A 15118-nucleotide genomic window follows, 5' to 3' on the forward strand; every position below is an offset into this window, starting at 1 on the left:
GCCGGGCGGTCATCGGCGCGGTCGTGCGGCAGGAAATCCGTCCACTCCGGTAGGCGAGCCGGCTCGACGAGCCGCGTCCAGATCATTCCTTCAAACGGGGACTCTCATGACAGTTTCTACCACCACAGCGGCCACGGCTGCTGTCAGCCCGGTCAGCGATCTCGCGATCGACTACGTCGAGATGTACGTGGAAGACCTGGACGCGGCGGCGTTCGCCTGGGTCGACCGGTACGCGTTCACCGTCGTCGGCACCGGCGGCTCCAGCGAGCACCGCAGCATCGCCCTGCGGCACGGCACGATCACCCTGGTGCTCACCATGGCGACCTCCGACCGGCACCCGGCGTCGGTGTACGTCCTGGCGCACGGCGAGGGCGTCGCGGACATCGCGCTGCGCACCGCCGACGTCGAGGGCGCGTACGCCCACGCGGTGGCCAACGGCTCCCAGCCGCTGCGCGAGCCTGCCCGGCACGGGCCCGACGGCGGTGTCACGGCCACCGTCAGCGGCTTCGGCGACGTGGTGCACACGCTGGTGCAGCGCGCCCCGGAGGAGGGTCCCGGGCTGCCGGTCGGCTTCGTACCGACGCTCAAGTCCCGGCAGCCGGTGCCCAGCGAGGTGGGGCTGCTCGAACTGGACCACATCGCGGTGTGCCTGAACAACGGCGACCTCGACGCGACCGTCGCGTACTACCAGCGGGCGCTCGGCTTCCAGGAGATCTTCGAGGAGCACATCGTCGTGGGCGCGCAGGCGATGGACTCCAAGGTCGTCCAGAGCCCCACCGGCCGGGTCACCCTGACCCTCATCGAGCCGGACACCACCGCCGACCCGGGGCAGATCGACGACTTCCTCAAGAGCCACCACGGGGCGGGGGTCCAGCATCTCGCCTTCTCCTGTGACGACGCCGTGCACGCGGTGCGCACCCTCGGCGGCCGCGGCGTGGAGTTCCTCAGCTCCCCCGCCGCCTACTACGACCTGCTGGGCGAGCGGATCGCCCTCAGCGACCACAGCCTGGACGACCTGCGGTCGACCGGTCTGCTGGCGGACCAGGACCACGGCGGGCAGCTCTTCCAGATCTTCACCGCCTCCACCCACCCGCGGCGCACGATCTTCTACGAGATCATCGAGCGGCAGGGCGCGGAGACGTTCGGCAGCTCCAACATCAAGGCGCTGTACGAGGCCGTGGAGCTGGAGAAGAAGGGCCAGCGTGTCCTGTGAGGACCCGGCGCCCGGCGGCGCGGCGGCGGACACGCTCCTGACGCTCGACGACGTCGAGCGTGCCGCCGCCGCGGTGCTGCCCGCCGGGGTACGGGACTTCGTCGCGGGCGGCAGCGGAAGTGAGCGTACGCTCGCCGCCAACCGGGAGGCGTTCGACCGGGTCTTCGTGCGGCCGCGGGTGCTGCGGGACGTGTCGCGGTGTGCGACCGGCGCCGACCTGCTGGGCCGTCCGGCGCGGATGCCGGTGGCGGTGGCACCGGTCGCGTACCAGGCCCTGGTGCATCCGGACGGTGAGCTCGCGGCGGCGCGGGCGGCGAAGGCCGCGGGGGTGCCGTTCACAGTCAGCACACTGAGCACCGTGCCGGTGGAGGAGATCACCGTGCTCGGCGGCCGGGTCTGGTTCCAGTTGTACTGGCTGCGCGAGCCGGGCCGGGCCCTGGAGCTGGCGCGGCGTGCGGAGGACGCCGGCTGCGAGGCGCTGATGCTGACCGTGGACGTGCCCTGGATGGGGCGGCGGCTGCGCGACGTACGCAACGAGTTCGCGCTGCCGGAGCGGGTGCGGGCGGCCCACCTGGACGGCGGCGGCGCCTCGGCCGCGCACCGGCGCGCCGCCGGAGCCTCGGCGGTGGCCGTGCACACCGGCCAGGAGTTCTCGTCGGCGCTGACCTGGTCGCAGGTGGCGGAACTGCGGGCGCAGACCCGGCTTCCGCTGCTGCTCAAGGGGGTGCTGGCGGCCGAGGACGCGGTGCGGGCGGCGGAGTTCGGGGTGGATGCCGTCGTGGTGTCCAACCATGGAGGTCGACAGTTGGACGGTGCCCTGCCGAGCATCGAGGCGCTGCCGGAGATCGCCGAGGCGGTCGGCGGGAGCTGCCAGGTGCTGCTGGACAGCGGCGTCCGCTCGGGCACGGACGTGCTCAAGGCGCTGGCGCTGGGCGCGTCCGGGGTACTGGTCGGGCGCCCGCCGGTGTGGGGCCTGGCCGCGGCCGGGGAGGCGGGTGTGCGCCGGGTGCTGGGCCTGCTGGCCGCCGAACTCTCCGACGCGCTGGGGCTGGCGGGCTGCGCCACGGTGGCGGACGCGCGTCGGCTGCGTACGGTGCGGATCGGCGCTCCGGCGGGGGCGGCCGGGCCGATCGGATCGACCGGGCCGACCACACCGGACCGGCCGGGCGGTCCCGGGGCCCGGGCCGACGCCGTCCGGTCGGAGCCGGACGGGCCTTAGTCAGCCGGAGACCGGCGGGCCTTGGCCGGTCCGAGGCCGGCGGGCCGCAGCCCCGGCATGCGGGGTTCCGCACGGCAGGCACGGCGAAGCTCCTGGTGGCCGATTCCCGGCCCCCAGGAGCTTTGTCGTGGTGTTCCCGGTGGCCCGGCGCGGTGCCGGGCCCGGTGGCGCTACGAGGCGTCGGTCTCCATCTCGTGCACCGCGATGGCGCCGGCCGGGCAGCGCAGGGCCGCCGTCCGTACCTTCGCCACCAGTTCCGCGGGCGGCACCGGGTCGGTGAGCCGCACCGTGCCGTCCTCCTCCGACTGGTCGAAGACCGCGGGCACCAGCAGCTTGCACATGCCGGAAGCGGCGCAGATCTCCGGGTCCACCCGTACCTCGACCATCGTGCTCTCCTCATCTCCGGGGTGTCCGGGCGCCGGGCGCCCTGGTGGTTCCCGGCCGTCACCAGGCGACCGGGAGGCGCTCCAGGCCGTAGGCGATGGAGTTCGTCTTGTGCGGTACGTCCGCGGCGGGTACGGCCAGCCGCAGGTCGGGGAAGCGCCGCCACAGCGCCAGGTAGGCGGTGCGCAGTTCCATCCTGCCGAGTGCGGCCCCGATGCAGTGGTGGATGCCGTGCCCGAAGGCGATGTGCGGCAGCGGGTCGCGCTCGACGTCGAACCGGTCGACGTCGGGGCCGAGTACCGGGTCGCGGTTGGCCATCGGGATCGAGCAGACGATCTCCTCCCCGGCCTTGACGAGCTGTCCCGCCACGACCACGTCCTCGACGGCGGTGCGCGGGGTCGGCGCGTGGGCGACGGACAGGAAGCGCAGCAGTTCGTCGACCACGCGGTCCACGTTCTTCTCGGGGTCCGCCAGCAGGATGGCGAGCTGGTCCGGGTGTTCCAGGAGGGCCAGTACGCCGAGGCTGATCATGCCGGTGACGTTGTCGAGCCCGGCGAGCACCATCAGGCCGCAGATGCCGAGCAGTTCCTCGTCGTCGAAGTGGTCGCCGTGGTCGCGGATGAGCTGGCCGATGAACCCCTCGTCGGGGTCCTTGCGCTGCCGTTTGACCAGTGCGCGCAGGTAGCCGGAGGTGTACGCCTGGGCGGCGGCCCGGTCCTTGCGGCTGCGGTCCTGCTCCAACTGCCACTGGTGCTTGACCAGGAACTCGCGCCGGTCGTCGCGGGGCACGCCGAGCAGTTCGCACAGGACGGCGCCGGAGATCGGGCTCGCGTAGAGCTCGACGAGGTCGGCGGGCCGACCGTTGCGCTCCATGGCGTCCAGACAGCGTTCCGCGATCTGTTCGGTCACCGGCTTGAGCCGCTGGATGCGGCGCACCGTGAACTCCGGTGTGAGCATCTTGCGGAGCCGGGTGTGCTCGGGCTGGTCGTAGTCCATGAGGTGGCCGGACATCTCCTGCGGGCGGTGCTTGCTCCCCCCGCGGACGGCCTGGGCGCGGAACCGGCGCTGGTTGCTGAAGCGGACGTGGTCGCCCATCACCTGCCGGACCGCTTCGTAGCCCAGGGCCATCCAGATGGACTCGGTCGCGGCCCCGGGCGCCGGGGCCACCTCTTCCTTGACGAGGGCGCCCTGGGCGCGCTGCTGACGGATCTCGTCCGACGGGCCGAAGCCCGCCCGGCGGGCGTGGTCGAACTGGTGCTGGGTCTCCTCCGGCATTGCGTCTCCTACCATTCGACGGGCAAGGATTCCAAGGCGTACTGGCGTGAGCGGGCGGGCCGGAAGCGGACCTTCTCCGGCGGTACCGCCAGCCGGAGGCCGGGGAAGCGGCGCAGCAGTGCCGGGAAGGCGATGCGCAGTTCCATCCTGGCCAGCGGGGCGCCGAGGCAGTGGTGGATGCCGTGCCCGAAGGCCATGTGCGGGGTCGGCTCGCGGGTGATGTCGAAGCGGTCCTCGGGTTCGCCGGCGGCCGGTACACGGTTGGCGGCCAGCAGCGAACAGGCCACGCTCTCCCCGGCCTTGATGTGCCGGCCGCCGATGGTGACGTCTTCCAGCGCGGTGCGGGGCGAGGCGGTGTGGATGACGGTGAGGTAGCGGACCATCTCCTCCACGGCGCGGTCGGTCAGCTCGGGGTTGTCGCGCCAGAGGGCGAGCTGGTCCGGGTGCTCCAGCAGCAGCAGGGTGCCCAGGCCGATGATGCTGGCGACCTGTTCGAAGCCGGCCGCCATCACCGTCGCGCCGATGCCGGCCAGTTCCGCGTCGGAGACGGCCGAGCCCTGTTCGCGGACCAGGTTCCCGATCATGTCCTCGCCGGGGTTGCGGCGGCGCCGCTCGGCGAGCTGTCCCATGTACGCCCAGTACGCCTTGCCGGCGGCCAGCTGCTGTTCCTGGGTGCGGCCGACGTCGCGGGTGATGTCGAGGTAGCGCGCCAGTTCCGTCTGGTCGTCCCGGGGCACGCCGAGCAGCTCGCAGCTGACGAGCCCCGGGATCGGCCAGGCGAAGTACCGTACGAGGTCCGCCGGGCGCCCGATGCGCTCCATGGTGTCGAGACAGTCCTCGACGACCTCCTCGACGCGGGGCTCCAGCCGGCGCATCCGCCGCACCGTGTACTCCGCGGTGAGCAGTTTGCGCAGCCGGGTGTGGTCGGGCGGGTCGTACTGGAGGAGGTTGCCCGCCTGCACCAGGTTCTGCGCGTCCTCCTCGCTGTCGGCGGGCGGCCGGGTGCTGAACCGTTCGGTGTCGGAGAGCACCGCCCGTACCTCGGCGTGCCCGGTGGCCACCCAGCCGAGCTGGCGGGACGGGCCGATGGTCACGTCGGTCTCGACCAGGGGCGTCTCCCTGGCCATCCGGACGAGTTCGGGCACCGGGTCGAAGCGGTCCCGCCGGTAGTGGGCGGGAATCTCGGGTGTCTCGGGCATCCGCGGATCCTTTCCTTCCTCGGGGTCAGCCGCTGCTGGCGGGGAGCCAGAACATGCCGTCGGGGGACGAGACGAGCCCGCCGGGGACGAGAGGGGCCTCCGGTTCGGCGTCGGCGCCCAGCAGGGCCCGCATCTGCACCTGCGAGCCCTCGCGGGTCACCTGGCTGACCACGGCGGACTTGAACAGCGGCAGCATGCTGCCGTCCTCGCTGTGCGCCAGTTGGTCCACGGCGCCCGCGAACTCCGCCGAGCCGGCCTGCAGCCGCTCCGCCATCGCGTCGGCTTCGGAGAGCGCCGCCTCCCCCGACGAGACGCCGCCGACCAGGTCGACGAACGCCTCCATCTCGGAGCGGTCGTGGTGGGTGACCTTCTTCGCCTGCCAGAAGTAGGACTGCTCGCTGTGGTGCATCTCGTAGAACGAGAGCAGGAACTCGTAGAAGACGCCGTACTCGCGCCGGTAGCGGGCCTCGAACTCGCGGATCGCCACCGTCTCGTCGACCAGCCCGGCCAGCGCGCTGTTGATGCTGCGGGCGGCCAGCAGGCCGCTGTAGGTCGCCAGGTGGACGCCAGAGGAGAACACCGGGTCGACGAAGCACGCCGCGTCGCCCACCAGGAACATGCCGGGGCGGGCGAACGTCGTCTGGTGGTACGAGTAGTCCTTGCGGACGCGCAGGTGGCCGTACTGGCCGTCGGTGACCCGGGTGGCGCCGGACAGGTACTCCGAGATCAGGGGGCACTCGGCGATCAGGGCCGCGAGCGCGCGCTCGCGGTCGCCCTGGATCTTGTCCGCCATCTCGCGCCGTACCACCGCGCCCACGCTGGTCAGGGTGGGGCTGAGCGGGATGTACCAGAACCAGCCGCTGTCGAAGGCGACCGAGAGGATGTTGCCGGAGTTCGGCTCGGGCAGTCGCTTGCCGCCCTCGAAGTAGCCGAACAGGGCGAGGCTGCGGAAGAACTCCGAGTACTTCCGTTCGCCGCCCACCCGCTGGAACAGCCGGCTCTTGTTGCCCGAGGCGTCCACCACGTACGTCCCGTACGCCTCGTGCTCCACCCCGTCGGCGTCGGTGTAGCGCACGCCGCGTACCCGCTCGGCGTCCGCGATCACGTCCGCGACGGCGCACCCCTCACGCACCACCGCGCCGCACCGGCCGGCGTGCCGCAGCAGGATCTCGTCGAACTTCGAGCGCTCCACCTGGTACGCGTACGAGGTCGGCCCGGCCATGCGTTCCGAGACGGAGAAGGAGAACGTCCACGGCTCGGGCGTCGCCCCCCAGCGGAAGGTGCCGCCCCGTTTGCGGGTGAAGCCCGCTGCCGCCAGGTCGTCCGCGACCCCGGTCAGCCGGCACACCCCGTGCACCGTCGACGGCAGCAGCGACTCGCCGATCTGGTAGCGGGGGAAGAACTCCTTCTCCAGCACCAGTACCCGGTGGCCCTGCCGCGCCACCAGCGCGGCCAGCGTCGAGCCGGCCGGCCCGCCGCCGACGACCACCACGTCGAACGTCTGTGAGCGAGCGGAGTTCCCTGCGTCCGCTGAATTCACCACGGCCCTCTCCCCCATTCTCGGGCGGAATGCGCCTGTGCGTTTGCGCACGGGCTCCAGTCCGCCTGCTATTCGATTGTTAATTTTCCCTGAGAAGCCGTCAAGGAAGGCGTTTTGACAACTCCTTCAGGTGTACCGCGCCGTCCGATCAGGGACAGCAATGGTCCGGTCATGAAGGTGGTGATCAGCGCCATGAGTACCAGCACGGTGAAAAGTCCGGGGCCGATGACACCGGATTCCAGACCCACGTTCAGGACGATCAATTCGGTCAGTCCCCGGGTGTTGACCAGCGCGGACACCACTGCCGACCGGTGCCGGTCGAGCCGGCTGAGCCGGGCCGCCGCATAGGCCGGTACGAGTTTGCCGACGGTGGCCACGGCCACGATCAACAGCAGCAGCAGACCGGCGTTCCCGTCCAGCGCGCCGAGGTTGAACGACAGGCCGGTGGTGACGAAGAAGAGCGGCAGCAGCAGACCGGCGCTCTGCTCCATCGGGCGCAGCACGTCGGCGTCCGGCGCGCCGTCGCGGCGGGGCATGGCCAGGCCGGCCAGCAGCCCGCCGAAGACCGGGTGCAGGCCCAGCGACGCGGTGACCCAGGCGCTGCCCAGCGCCAGCGCCAGCGCGAGGGTGACCTGGTTGGCCATCAGCGCCCTGGAGCGCCGCAGCCACCAGCCGAGCACCGGGCGCACCACCAGGAACATGCCGGCCACGAACACCACGAGCAGCAGCAGGGTCACGGCCCACGACGGCCCCGTCGCGTGGCCGGTGCCGACCAGGGCCGCGGCCAGCACCAGCCACGCCGCGACGTCCATGAGTCCGGCCGCGGTGGTCGCCACCGTGCCGGCCGGGGAGCCCGCCAGGCCGCGTTCCCGGACGATGGCGACCAGCACCGGCAGGGCGGTGATGGAGACCGCCACCGCCATGAAGAGCAGGAAGGGCCGGCCGCCCGCGTGGTGCGGGTCGACCGCTTCGAAGACGCCGGGCAGCAGTTGCACCGTCCCGACGCCCAGCCCCGCGGGCACCAGCAGCGCGAACAGCGCCACCGTCGCGGCCGCGCGGCCGCCCCGGCGCAGTTGCCGCGGATCGATCTCGTAGCCCGCCACGAACATGAAGAGCACGATGGCGACCTGGGACAGCACGGTCAGGAACGGCAGGACCTCCCGCGGGAAGAGGTGCTCCGTCAGGTTTCCGGGGAGCCGGCCCAGCAGGGTCGGCCCCAGCGCGATACCCGCCACGATCTGGCCGATGACGACCGGCTGGCCGATCCGGCGGGCCGCCGCTCCCAGCAGCCAGGAGACGACGACGATCAGTGCGACATCACCGATGACGACGGTGACGACGGTTTCTGTATTCACTGTGAAAGCCTCCCCCGCAGGGGCGGCCCGTATCCGGGCCGCCCCTTCATGGCCGTGCCGCGCGGGCGCCTAGGAGGCGTTGCCGCTCGCGCTCATTTCCGCGATGAGACTCTTCGGACGCATATCCGTCCAGTTCTCGTCGATGTAGTCGAGGCATTCCTGCCGGCCGGCTTCTCCGTGCACGGAGGTCCAGCCTTCCGGAATTTCCGCGAAGGCGGGCCAGAGCGAGTGCTGGCCCTCGTCGTTGACGAGCACCAGGAAGGTGCCGTTCTCGTTGTCGAACGGATTGGTCATGACGGGTTCCTTTCCCCTGTCGGCCGCACGGCCTGGAGCTTTTCTGCGACGACGCGCCCGATCTGCGCCAAGGGCGCGGGCTGGAGCATGTCGTTGTGGTCGACGGCGATGTCGTGGGTGTCGATGTCGCCCGCGACGAAGGTCCGCCAGCTGGCGACGGCGTCCCACGCCTGGGAGTTCTCGGGCCGGCCGACGGTGGCGACGAACACCACGAGGTCGCCGCCGAACCGCTTCGGGGTGTAGCCGTAGGAGAGCCGGCCGGAGTTGACGGTCACTTCCCTGATGGCGGTCAGGAGCTGTTCGTCCAGCCCCAGTCCGGCGCCGCCACCGTCACCGCCGGGCTCCTCGCCGCCGTCCGGCGGACCCTGCTCGCCCAGCTCGCGGCGCATCGTGACGTCCTCGCCCTCGCGGGCGGCGGGCGTCTCGTCGAAGAACTCGCCGGTGTCCCCGCCGAGGTAGGTGTCGAGCAGGGCGAGCAGGGCGACCTTCTCGCCCTGGGCCTCCAGGGCGGTGGCGACCGCGTAGGCCACCGTACCGCCGAAGGACCAGCCGAGGAGGTGGTACGGGCCGCTGGGCTGGACGGTGCGGATCTGGTCGACGTAGTCGGCGGCCATCTCCTCCATGGTCAGCGGCAGCGGCTCGGGCCCCGACAGGCCGCGGGCCTGGAGCCCGTAGACCGGCCGGTCGGCGGGCAGGTGCGGCAGCAGGCCCCGGTAGCCCCAGCTCAGCCCCAGGCTGGGGTGGAGGCAGAACAGTGGCGGCTGGCTGCCCTGGGTCCGCAGGGGCAGCAGGACGCCGAGGTCGCCCCGGCTGGTGCCGCGGGCCGCGCCGGTACCGGCCGTGCGCGCGCTGCTCGCGTCCGCCACGGTGATCAGGCCGGTCGTGCTGCGCCGCGCCCGGTCGCCGGTGTGCAGCATCCGCTCGCCCGCGGGGCCGAAGGGGTCGGCGACGAACCGTTCACCGGTCCGCGCGGAGCCGCCCGCGTAGCCGCGTGCCACCGCCGCGCCCGCGACATACAGGTCGCCGGTGACACCGGGCGGGACCGGCCGCAGCAGGTCGTCGAGGACGTAGGCGCGGGTGTTGTGCACCGGCCGGCCCGTGGGCAGCGGCGACGGTACGGGCTCGCCCGGGGCCGCGCGGTGTTCGAGCCAGGGGCCCGCCGTCCCGGTGGCGCCGTGGCCGGTGACCACGGTGACGTCCGGGTGCATCGCCCGCCACTTCAGCAGGCCGTCGTCGGCCTCCGGCGTGCCCGCCGACACCACGAGGACTTCCGTGGGCCGCTGTCCGTCCGGCAGTTCGGTGAGCGTCGGCAGCAGGTCCCGGGTGGTCACCAGCAGCCGTGCGGTGCCGGGCCCGGCGGGTGTGCGGACGTCCTCCGGGGCGCCGAGCCGGACGCTGCCGCCGCCGCACAGGGCCGCGAGCAGCGGGGTGACGAGCGCCGCGACGGGGGCCCGGGTGTCGAGCAGGGCCGTGCCGCGGGCCGCCGGGGTGGCCTGGGCTCGGTACGCCGTCTGGGCGGCCAGGGTCCGGTGGTCGACGACGGCCGCGGGGCCGTCCGGTGCCGTGCCGCCGAGCACCAGCGCGGGCTGGGCGGGCAGCGGCGGCCGGAACTCCGGTCCCGCCGGCTCGGCGCCGCCGGGTGCGACGGTCAGCGGGCCGTCCAGGACGACGGTCGGCGCCGGGCCGTCCGCGGACAGCCGCGCGGCCGTGGCCGGGGTGCAGACCAGGGCGGCGGGCCGGCTCGCGCGCAGGTCGGTCTCGATGTCCTCGACCGGCCGGTGGGAGTCCACGAGGCGGCAGGCGGCGCCGGTCTTCAGGACGCCGGTCAGCGCGACCAGGAACGCGGCGGTGACCGGTTCCGCCACGGCCACGACGTCCTCGGCGCCGATACCCCGCTCCGTGAGCCGGCGGGCCAGCGTTCCGCTCGCGGTGTCCAGCGCGCCGTAGGTGAGCACGCCGTCGGGGCCGGTGGCGGCCACCGCGTCCGGGGTGCGGGCCGCCTGTGCGGCCAACTGCTCGACGACGGTACGGTCCGGGGCCTCGGCCGCGGTGCCGTGGAAGTCCGCCACCAGGCGGCGGAACTCCTCCTCGTCCAGCAGGACGTCCACCTGGCCCAGGGACAGTTCGGGGTCGGCCGCGAGCTGTTCCAGTACGCGCACCAGCCGGTCGGCGAACGCCTGCGCGGTGTCCTGGTCGAACAGGTCGGTGGCGTACGTGAGGTGGCCGTCCATGCCGTCCGGGGTGCCGTCGGCGCGCTGCCGCTCGGTCAGGCCGACCGACAGGTCCAGCTCGCCGGTCGCGCCGCCCACGTCGAGGCGGCCGGTGCGCAGGCCGGGCAGCTCCCACGGGTCCCACACCTCGGTCTTGCCCTCGTGGACGTCCAGGCCGACCTGGAAGACGGGGTGCCGGTCCACGGAGGGCGGCAGCGGCAGCGCGTCCACCAGGCGCTCGAAGGGCACGTCCTGGTGGTTGACGGCCTCCCGGTGGGTCTGCTGGACGCGGCGCAGCAGTTCGAGGAAACCGGGGTCGCCGGAGGTGTCCGTACGCAGGGCCAGCGGGCCGTCGAACGGACCCACCAGTCCTTCCAGGCCGTCCTCGTCCCGGCGTGCCCGGGTGGTGCCGAGGACGATGTCGGTGCCCGCGCCGAGCCGGGTGAGCAGCAGGGCCAGCGCGGCCTGGACGACCATGAAGCCGGTGGCCTCGCGGGGTTCGGCCGCCGCCATCAGCCGGGCGTGGGCCGCCGGGTCCAGGCGCAGCGGTACGCGTTCGACGCGCCGGGAGGGCAGTGCGGGCCGCGGCCGGTCGGTGGGGAGTTCCAGTTCACCGGCGAGTCCGGCCAGGGCGTCCTGCCAGTACGTGAGCTGGTCGCTGACCAGGCTCTCCGGCTCGTCGGCGCCGCGCAGCAGCTCCCGCTCCCACACGGCGTAGTCGGCGAACTGGAGCGGCAGCGGGGCCCGTTCGGGTGCCCGGCCTTCGCAGCGCGCGCCGTACGCGGCCGACAGGTCGCGGAAGAGCGGGTCGAGGGACTGGTCGTCCGCGGCGATCCGGTGGACGGTGACCAGCAGGACGTGCTCGGTGTCCGACAGCGTGAACAGGAGCGGCGCCCAGGGAGCTTCCCGGGTCAGGTCGAAGGTGCGGGCGGCGCGGGTGGCCAGCAGCTCCGGCAGTTCCTCCTCGGTGGCCGCGGTGACCGGCAGCCGCGGGCGGGCGGCGTCGTCGGTGGCGGGCACGATGTGCTGGCGCAGCTCGTTGCGGGCGCCGGAGAAGGTGGTCCGCAGGATCTCGTGCCGGGCCGCCACGTCACCGAGTGCGGCTTCCAGCGCCGCGCGGTCCAGCGCGCCGGTCAGGCGCAACGCGGCCGAGAACTGGTGGGCCGGGCCGCTGTCGTGCAGCCGGGTCAGCAGCCAGGTGCGGAGCTGGGCGACGGTGGCGGGTGCCTCGCCGTCGTGGCCGGCCGGGTTCAGGACCGGGCGGGCCTTCGTGGCCAGGGTGCGGGCCACGCCCGCCGCGGTGGGCGCGCTGAAGAACTGCCGCAGGTTCAGTGCCGCGTCGAACTCCTCGCGGATCCGCCCGATCAGGCGCATCGCCAGGCCGGACTCGCCGCCCAGCTCGAAGAAGTCGTCGTCGGCGCCGACCTGTTCGAGTTTGAGGACGTCGGCGAAGAGGCCGCAGAGGATCTCCTCGGTCTCGTTCTGCGGCGCCCGCTGGGCGACCCGTTCGGCGAAGTCGGGGGCGGGCAGGGACTTGTGGTCGACCTTGCCGTTGGCGGTGACGGGCAGCGAGCCCATCACGACGACCGCGGCCGGGACCATGTAGCCGGGCAGGACCTTGGCGGCGTGGGCGCGTACCTCGTCGGAGTCGACCTCCTGGCCGTCCGGGACGACGTAGCCGACCAGCAGCCGCTCGCCCGGCCGGTCCTCGCGGGCCGCGACCACGGCCTGGCCGACCGCCGGGTGCGCGGTCAGGGCCGCCTCGACCTCGCCGAGCTCCACCCGGAAGCCGCGGATCTTGACCTGGTCGTCGGCCCGGCCGGCGAACAGCAGCTCGCCCGCCTCGGTCCAGCGCACCAGGTCCCCGGTGCGGTACATCCTCCCCCCGCCTTCGGCCGGGGGGACCCCCACGCCGGGGGCGAACGGGCAGGCCACGAAGCGTTCCGCGGTCGGTCCGGCGCGGTTGAGGTAGCCGTGGGCCAGTCCGGTGCCGGCCACGTACAGTTCGCCCACGGTGCCCGCGGGCACCGGCTGGAGGAACGCGTCCAGGACGTAGACCTGCCGGTTGCCCAGCGGGCGTCCGATCGGCAGCACGGCGGCCGGCCCGTCGTCCGGCCGGGTCAGGTGCCAGGTGGCGCAGAGCGTGGTCTCGGTCGGTCCGTACAGGTGGCGTACGGCGGTGCCGGGGCAGGCCGCGCGTACCCGGTCGACGGCCGCGGCGGGCACCACGTCGCCGCCGGTCAGCACCTCGCGCAGGCCGTGCAGGCACTCCGGCGACTCCTCCGCCACGACGCGGAACGTGCCGGCCGTCAGGTGCACCGCGCTCACTCCGGCGGCCACCGCGGCGCGGATGTCCTGGGCGTCCACCGCGCCCGGCGCGGCGACCACCACCCGGCCGCCGGAGGCCAGCGGCACCCAGATCTCGAACAGGGAGGCGTCGAAGGCGTGCGGCGCGTGCATGAGCACCGCGTCCCGCGGGCCCACCGACCAGCCCAGGTCGCCGACCAGGCCGGCCACGCTGCCGTGCGGTACGGCCACGCCCTTGGGCACACCGGTCGATCCCGAGGTGTACATGACGTACGCGAGGTCCTCCGCTCCCACGCGTACCGGCTCCAGGGCGTCGGCCGGGCCCACCGCGACGGCGGCCAGGGTCCGGTCGTCGTCCAGCACCACCAGTTCCGCGGCGGCGTCGACGGGCACCGCGTCGCGGGTGGCCCGTGTGCACACGACCGCCGAGGGGCCGGAGTCCGCCAGCAGGAACGCGACCCGCTCCGCCGGGTACCCGGGGTCCACCGGGACGTACCCGGCGCCCGTCTTCCACACCGCGAGCAGCGTCACGAGCAGGTCGGCGGAGCGTTCCATCAGCACCGCGACCCGGTCGCCGCGTGTCACGCCGCGGCCCGCGAGGTAGGCCGCGAGCCGGTCCGACTCCCGGGCCAGTTCGGCGTAGGACAGGGAGCGCCGCGGGTCGCTCACCGCGACGGCGCCCGGCACCTGCGCGGCCTGTCCGGCGATCAGTTGCGGCACCGAGGTGCCGGGGGCCTTGGCGGCGGTGGCGTTCCAGCCCGCCAGCACCAGGGCGCGCTCCTGGTCCTCCAGGACGCCGATGCGGCCCACCGGCATCGTGGGGTCGGCGGCCAGTTGGGTGAGCACCCGGACCACCCGCTGCCCGATCAGCCGGGTCGCCTCCGCGCCGAACAGGTCGGGGCGGGAGGACAGCCGCAGGCTGATGCGGTCGCCGGGGAACACGCCGAGGGTGATCGGGTAGTGCGCCGCGTTGCGGGACAGCCCGGCCGGCTCCAGGGTCAGGGCCCGCGGGTCGTCCGGTCCGGCGGGCGGGCGCGGGAAGCTCTCGTAGACCACGAGGGTGTCGAAGGACGCGCCGGGCCCGGCGAGCTGCTGCACCTCGGACAGGCCCAGGTGCTGGTGCGGGAGGAGCGCCGACTGGCGTTCCTGGAGCGCGCTGAGCATGTCGATCGCGGGCTGTCCGCCGTCGAGCCGTACCCGTACCGGAAGGGTGTTGATGAACAGGCCGACCATCGACTCGACGTGCGGCAGGTCGTGCGGGCGGCCCGCGACGGTGGCGCCGAACACCACGTCGGTACGGCCTGCCAGCCGGGCCAGCACCAGGGCCCAGGCGCCCTGGAAGAGGGTGTTGAGGGTCAGTCCGTAGCGGCGGGCCAGGTCGGTCAGCTCCCTGGAGGGCCCCTCGGGGATGTCGATCAGGACGTCCTCGGGCACCACACTGGCGCGGGTGCGGTCCGCCGGGACCACCAGGGTGGGCTCGTCGGCACCGGCCAGCTCGGCCCGCCACGCCTCGCGGGCGGCGTCCTTGTCCTGCCGGTTCAGCCAGGCCAGGTAGTCGCGGTAGGAGGCGGTCGGCGGGAGGGCGGCGGCATCGCCGCCCGCCGCGTAGGCCGCGGACAGCTCCGTGAGGACGATCGGCATCGACCAGCCGTCCATCAGGATGTGGTGGCTGGTGACGACCATCCGGTGCCGGTCCGCGCCGAGGCGGATCAGCAGGACCCGCAGCAGGGGCGCGGTGGCCAGGTCGAAGCGGCGGGCGCGCTCGGCGTCGGCCAGCCGCCCGGCCTCGGCCTCGGCGTCGTCCGGGGCGAGGCCGGACAGGTCGGCCTCCTGCCAGGGCAGTTCCACCTCGCGGGCGATGACCTGCACCATGCGGGCCCCGCTGACCCGGCGGAAGCAGGCGCGCAGGGCCGCGTGCCGGGCGACCAGGGTCTCCCATGCCGCGCGCAGCCGGCCCGCTTCCAAGGGTCCGTCGACGGCGTGTGCGGACTGCACCGTGTAGACGTCCGGCCCCTCCTCGTCAAAGGTGGCGTGGAAGAGCAGCCCCTCCTGCAGTGGTGACAGCGGCCACACGTCCTCGACCATGGATCGGGTCATCGCTTTCTCCTCACAACGCCTCGTC

The 15118-nt window shown here is 73.5% G+C and carries 9 protein-coding genes; 2 read left to right on the forward strand and 7 right to left on the reverse strand.

Annotated features, from left to right (window positions below):
- Positions 1 to 106: 106 nt before the first annotated feature.
- Complete coding sequence (gene hppD, locus ACZ4QV_RS17165; protein WP_361148403.1) at positions 107 to 1213, forward strand: 4-hydroxyphenylpyruvate dioxygenase; 1107 nt, start codon at positions 107 to 109, stop codon at positions 1211 to 1213.
- On the forward strand, positions 1203 to 2432 hold the full coding sequence (locus tag ACZ4QV_RS17170; RefSeq protein ID WP_361581570.1) for an alpha-hydroxy acid oxidase: 1230 nt from the start codon (positions 1203 to 1205) through the stop codon (positions 2430 to 2432). Before hppD ends, ACZ4QV_RS17170 begins: the two co-directional genes overlap by 11 nt.
- A 170-nt stretch (positions 2433 to 2602) precedes the next feature.
- On the opposite strand, the gene ACZ4QV_RS17175 is transcribed toward ACZ4QV_RS17170, so the two are convergent.
- The 7 genes from ACZ4QV_RS17175 to ACZ4QV_RS17205 all read right to left on the reverse strand — a co-directional run bounded on the left by ACZ4QV_RS17175 (position 2603) and on the right by ACZ4QV_RS17205 (position 15093).
- Positions 2603 to 2818: a ferredoxin gene (locus ACZ4QV_RS17175; RefSeq protein WP_361581573.1), complete on the reverse strand. Its 216-nt coding sequence runs from the start codon at positions 2816 to 2818 to the stop codon at positions 2603 to 2605.
- Positions 2819 to 2876: 58 nt separating this feature from the next.
- On the reverse strand, positions 2877 to 4091 hold the full coding sequence (locus ACZ4QV_RS17180) for a cytochrome P450 (RefSeq protein ID WP_361581576.1): 1215 nt from the start codon (positions 4089 to 4091) through the stop codon (positions 2877 to 2879).
- A gap of 8 nt (positions 4092 to 4099) precedes the next feature.
- Positions 4100 to 5290, reverse strand: coding sequence for a cytochrome P450 (locus ACZ4QV_RS17185; protein ID WP_361148411.1), 1191 nt, complete (start codon positions 5288 to 5290; stop codon positions 4100 to 4102).
- A 25-nt stretch (positions 5291 to 5315) separates the two neighbouring features.
- Positions 5316 to 6833 carry a tryptophan 7-halogenase gene (locus ACZ4QV_RS17190; protein ID WP_361581579.1) on the reverse strand — a complete coding sequence of 506 codons (1518 nt, stop codon included), beginning with the start codon at positions 6831 to 6833 and terminating at the stop codon, positions 5316 to 5318.
- Positions 6834 to 6898: 65 nt separating this feature from the next.
- Positions 6899 to 8185: a cation:proton antiporter gene (locus ACZ4QV_RS17195; protein ID WP_361581582.1), complete on the reverse strand. Its 1287-nt coding sequence runs from the start codon at positions 8183 to 8185 to the stop codon at positions 6899 to 6901.
- Between the two features lie 69 nt (positions 8186 to 8254).
- Complete coding sequence (locus ACZ4QV_RS17200) at positions 8255 to 8479, reverse strand: MbtH family protein (protein ID WP_361148416.1); 225 nt, start codon at positions 8477 to 8479, stop codon at positions 8255 to 8257.
- Positions 8476 to 15093, reverse strand: a complete 6618-nt coding sequence (locus tag ACZ4QV_RS17205) for an amino acid adenylation domain-containing protein (RefSeq protein ID WP_467763072.1) — start codon at positions 15091 to 15093, stop codon at positions 8476 to 8478. Before ACZ4QV_RS17205 ends, ACZ4QV_RS17200 begins: the two co-directional genes overlap by 4 nt.
- Between the last annotated feature and the right edge of the window lie 25 nt (positions 15094 to 15118).

This window comes from Streptomyces sp. NPDC026394 (assembly GCF_055567735.1).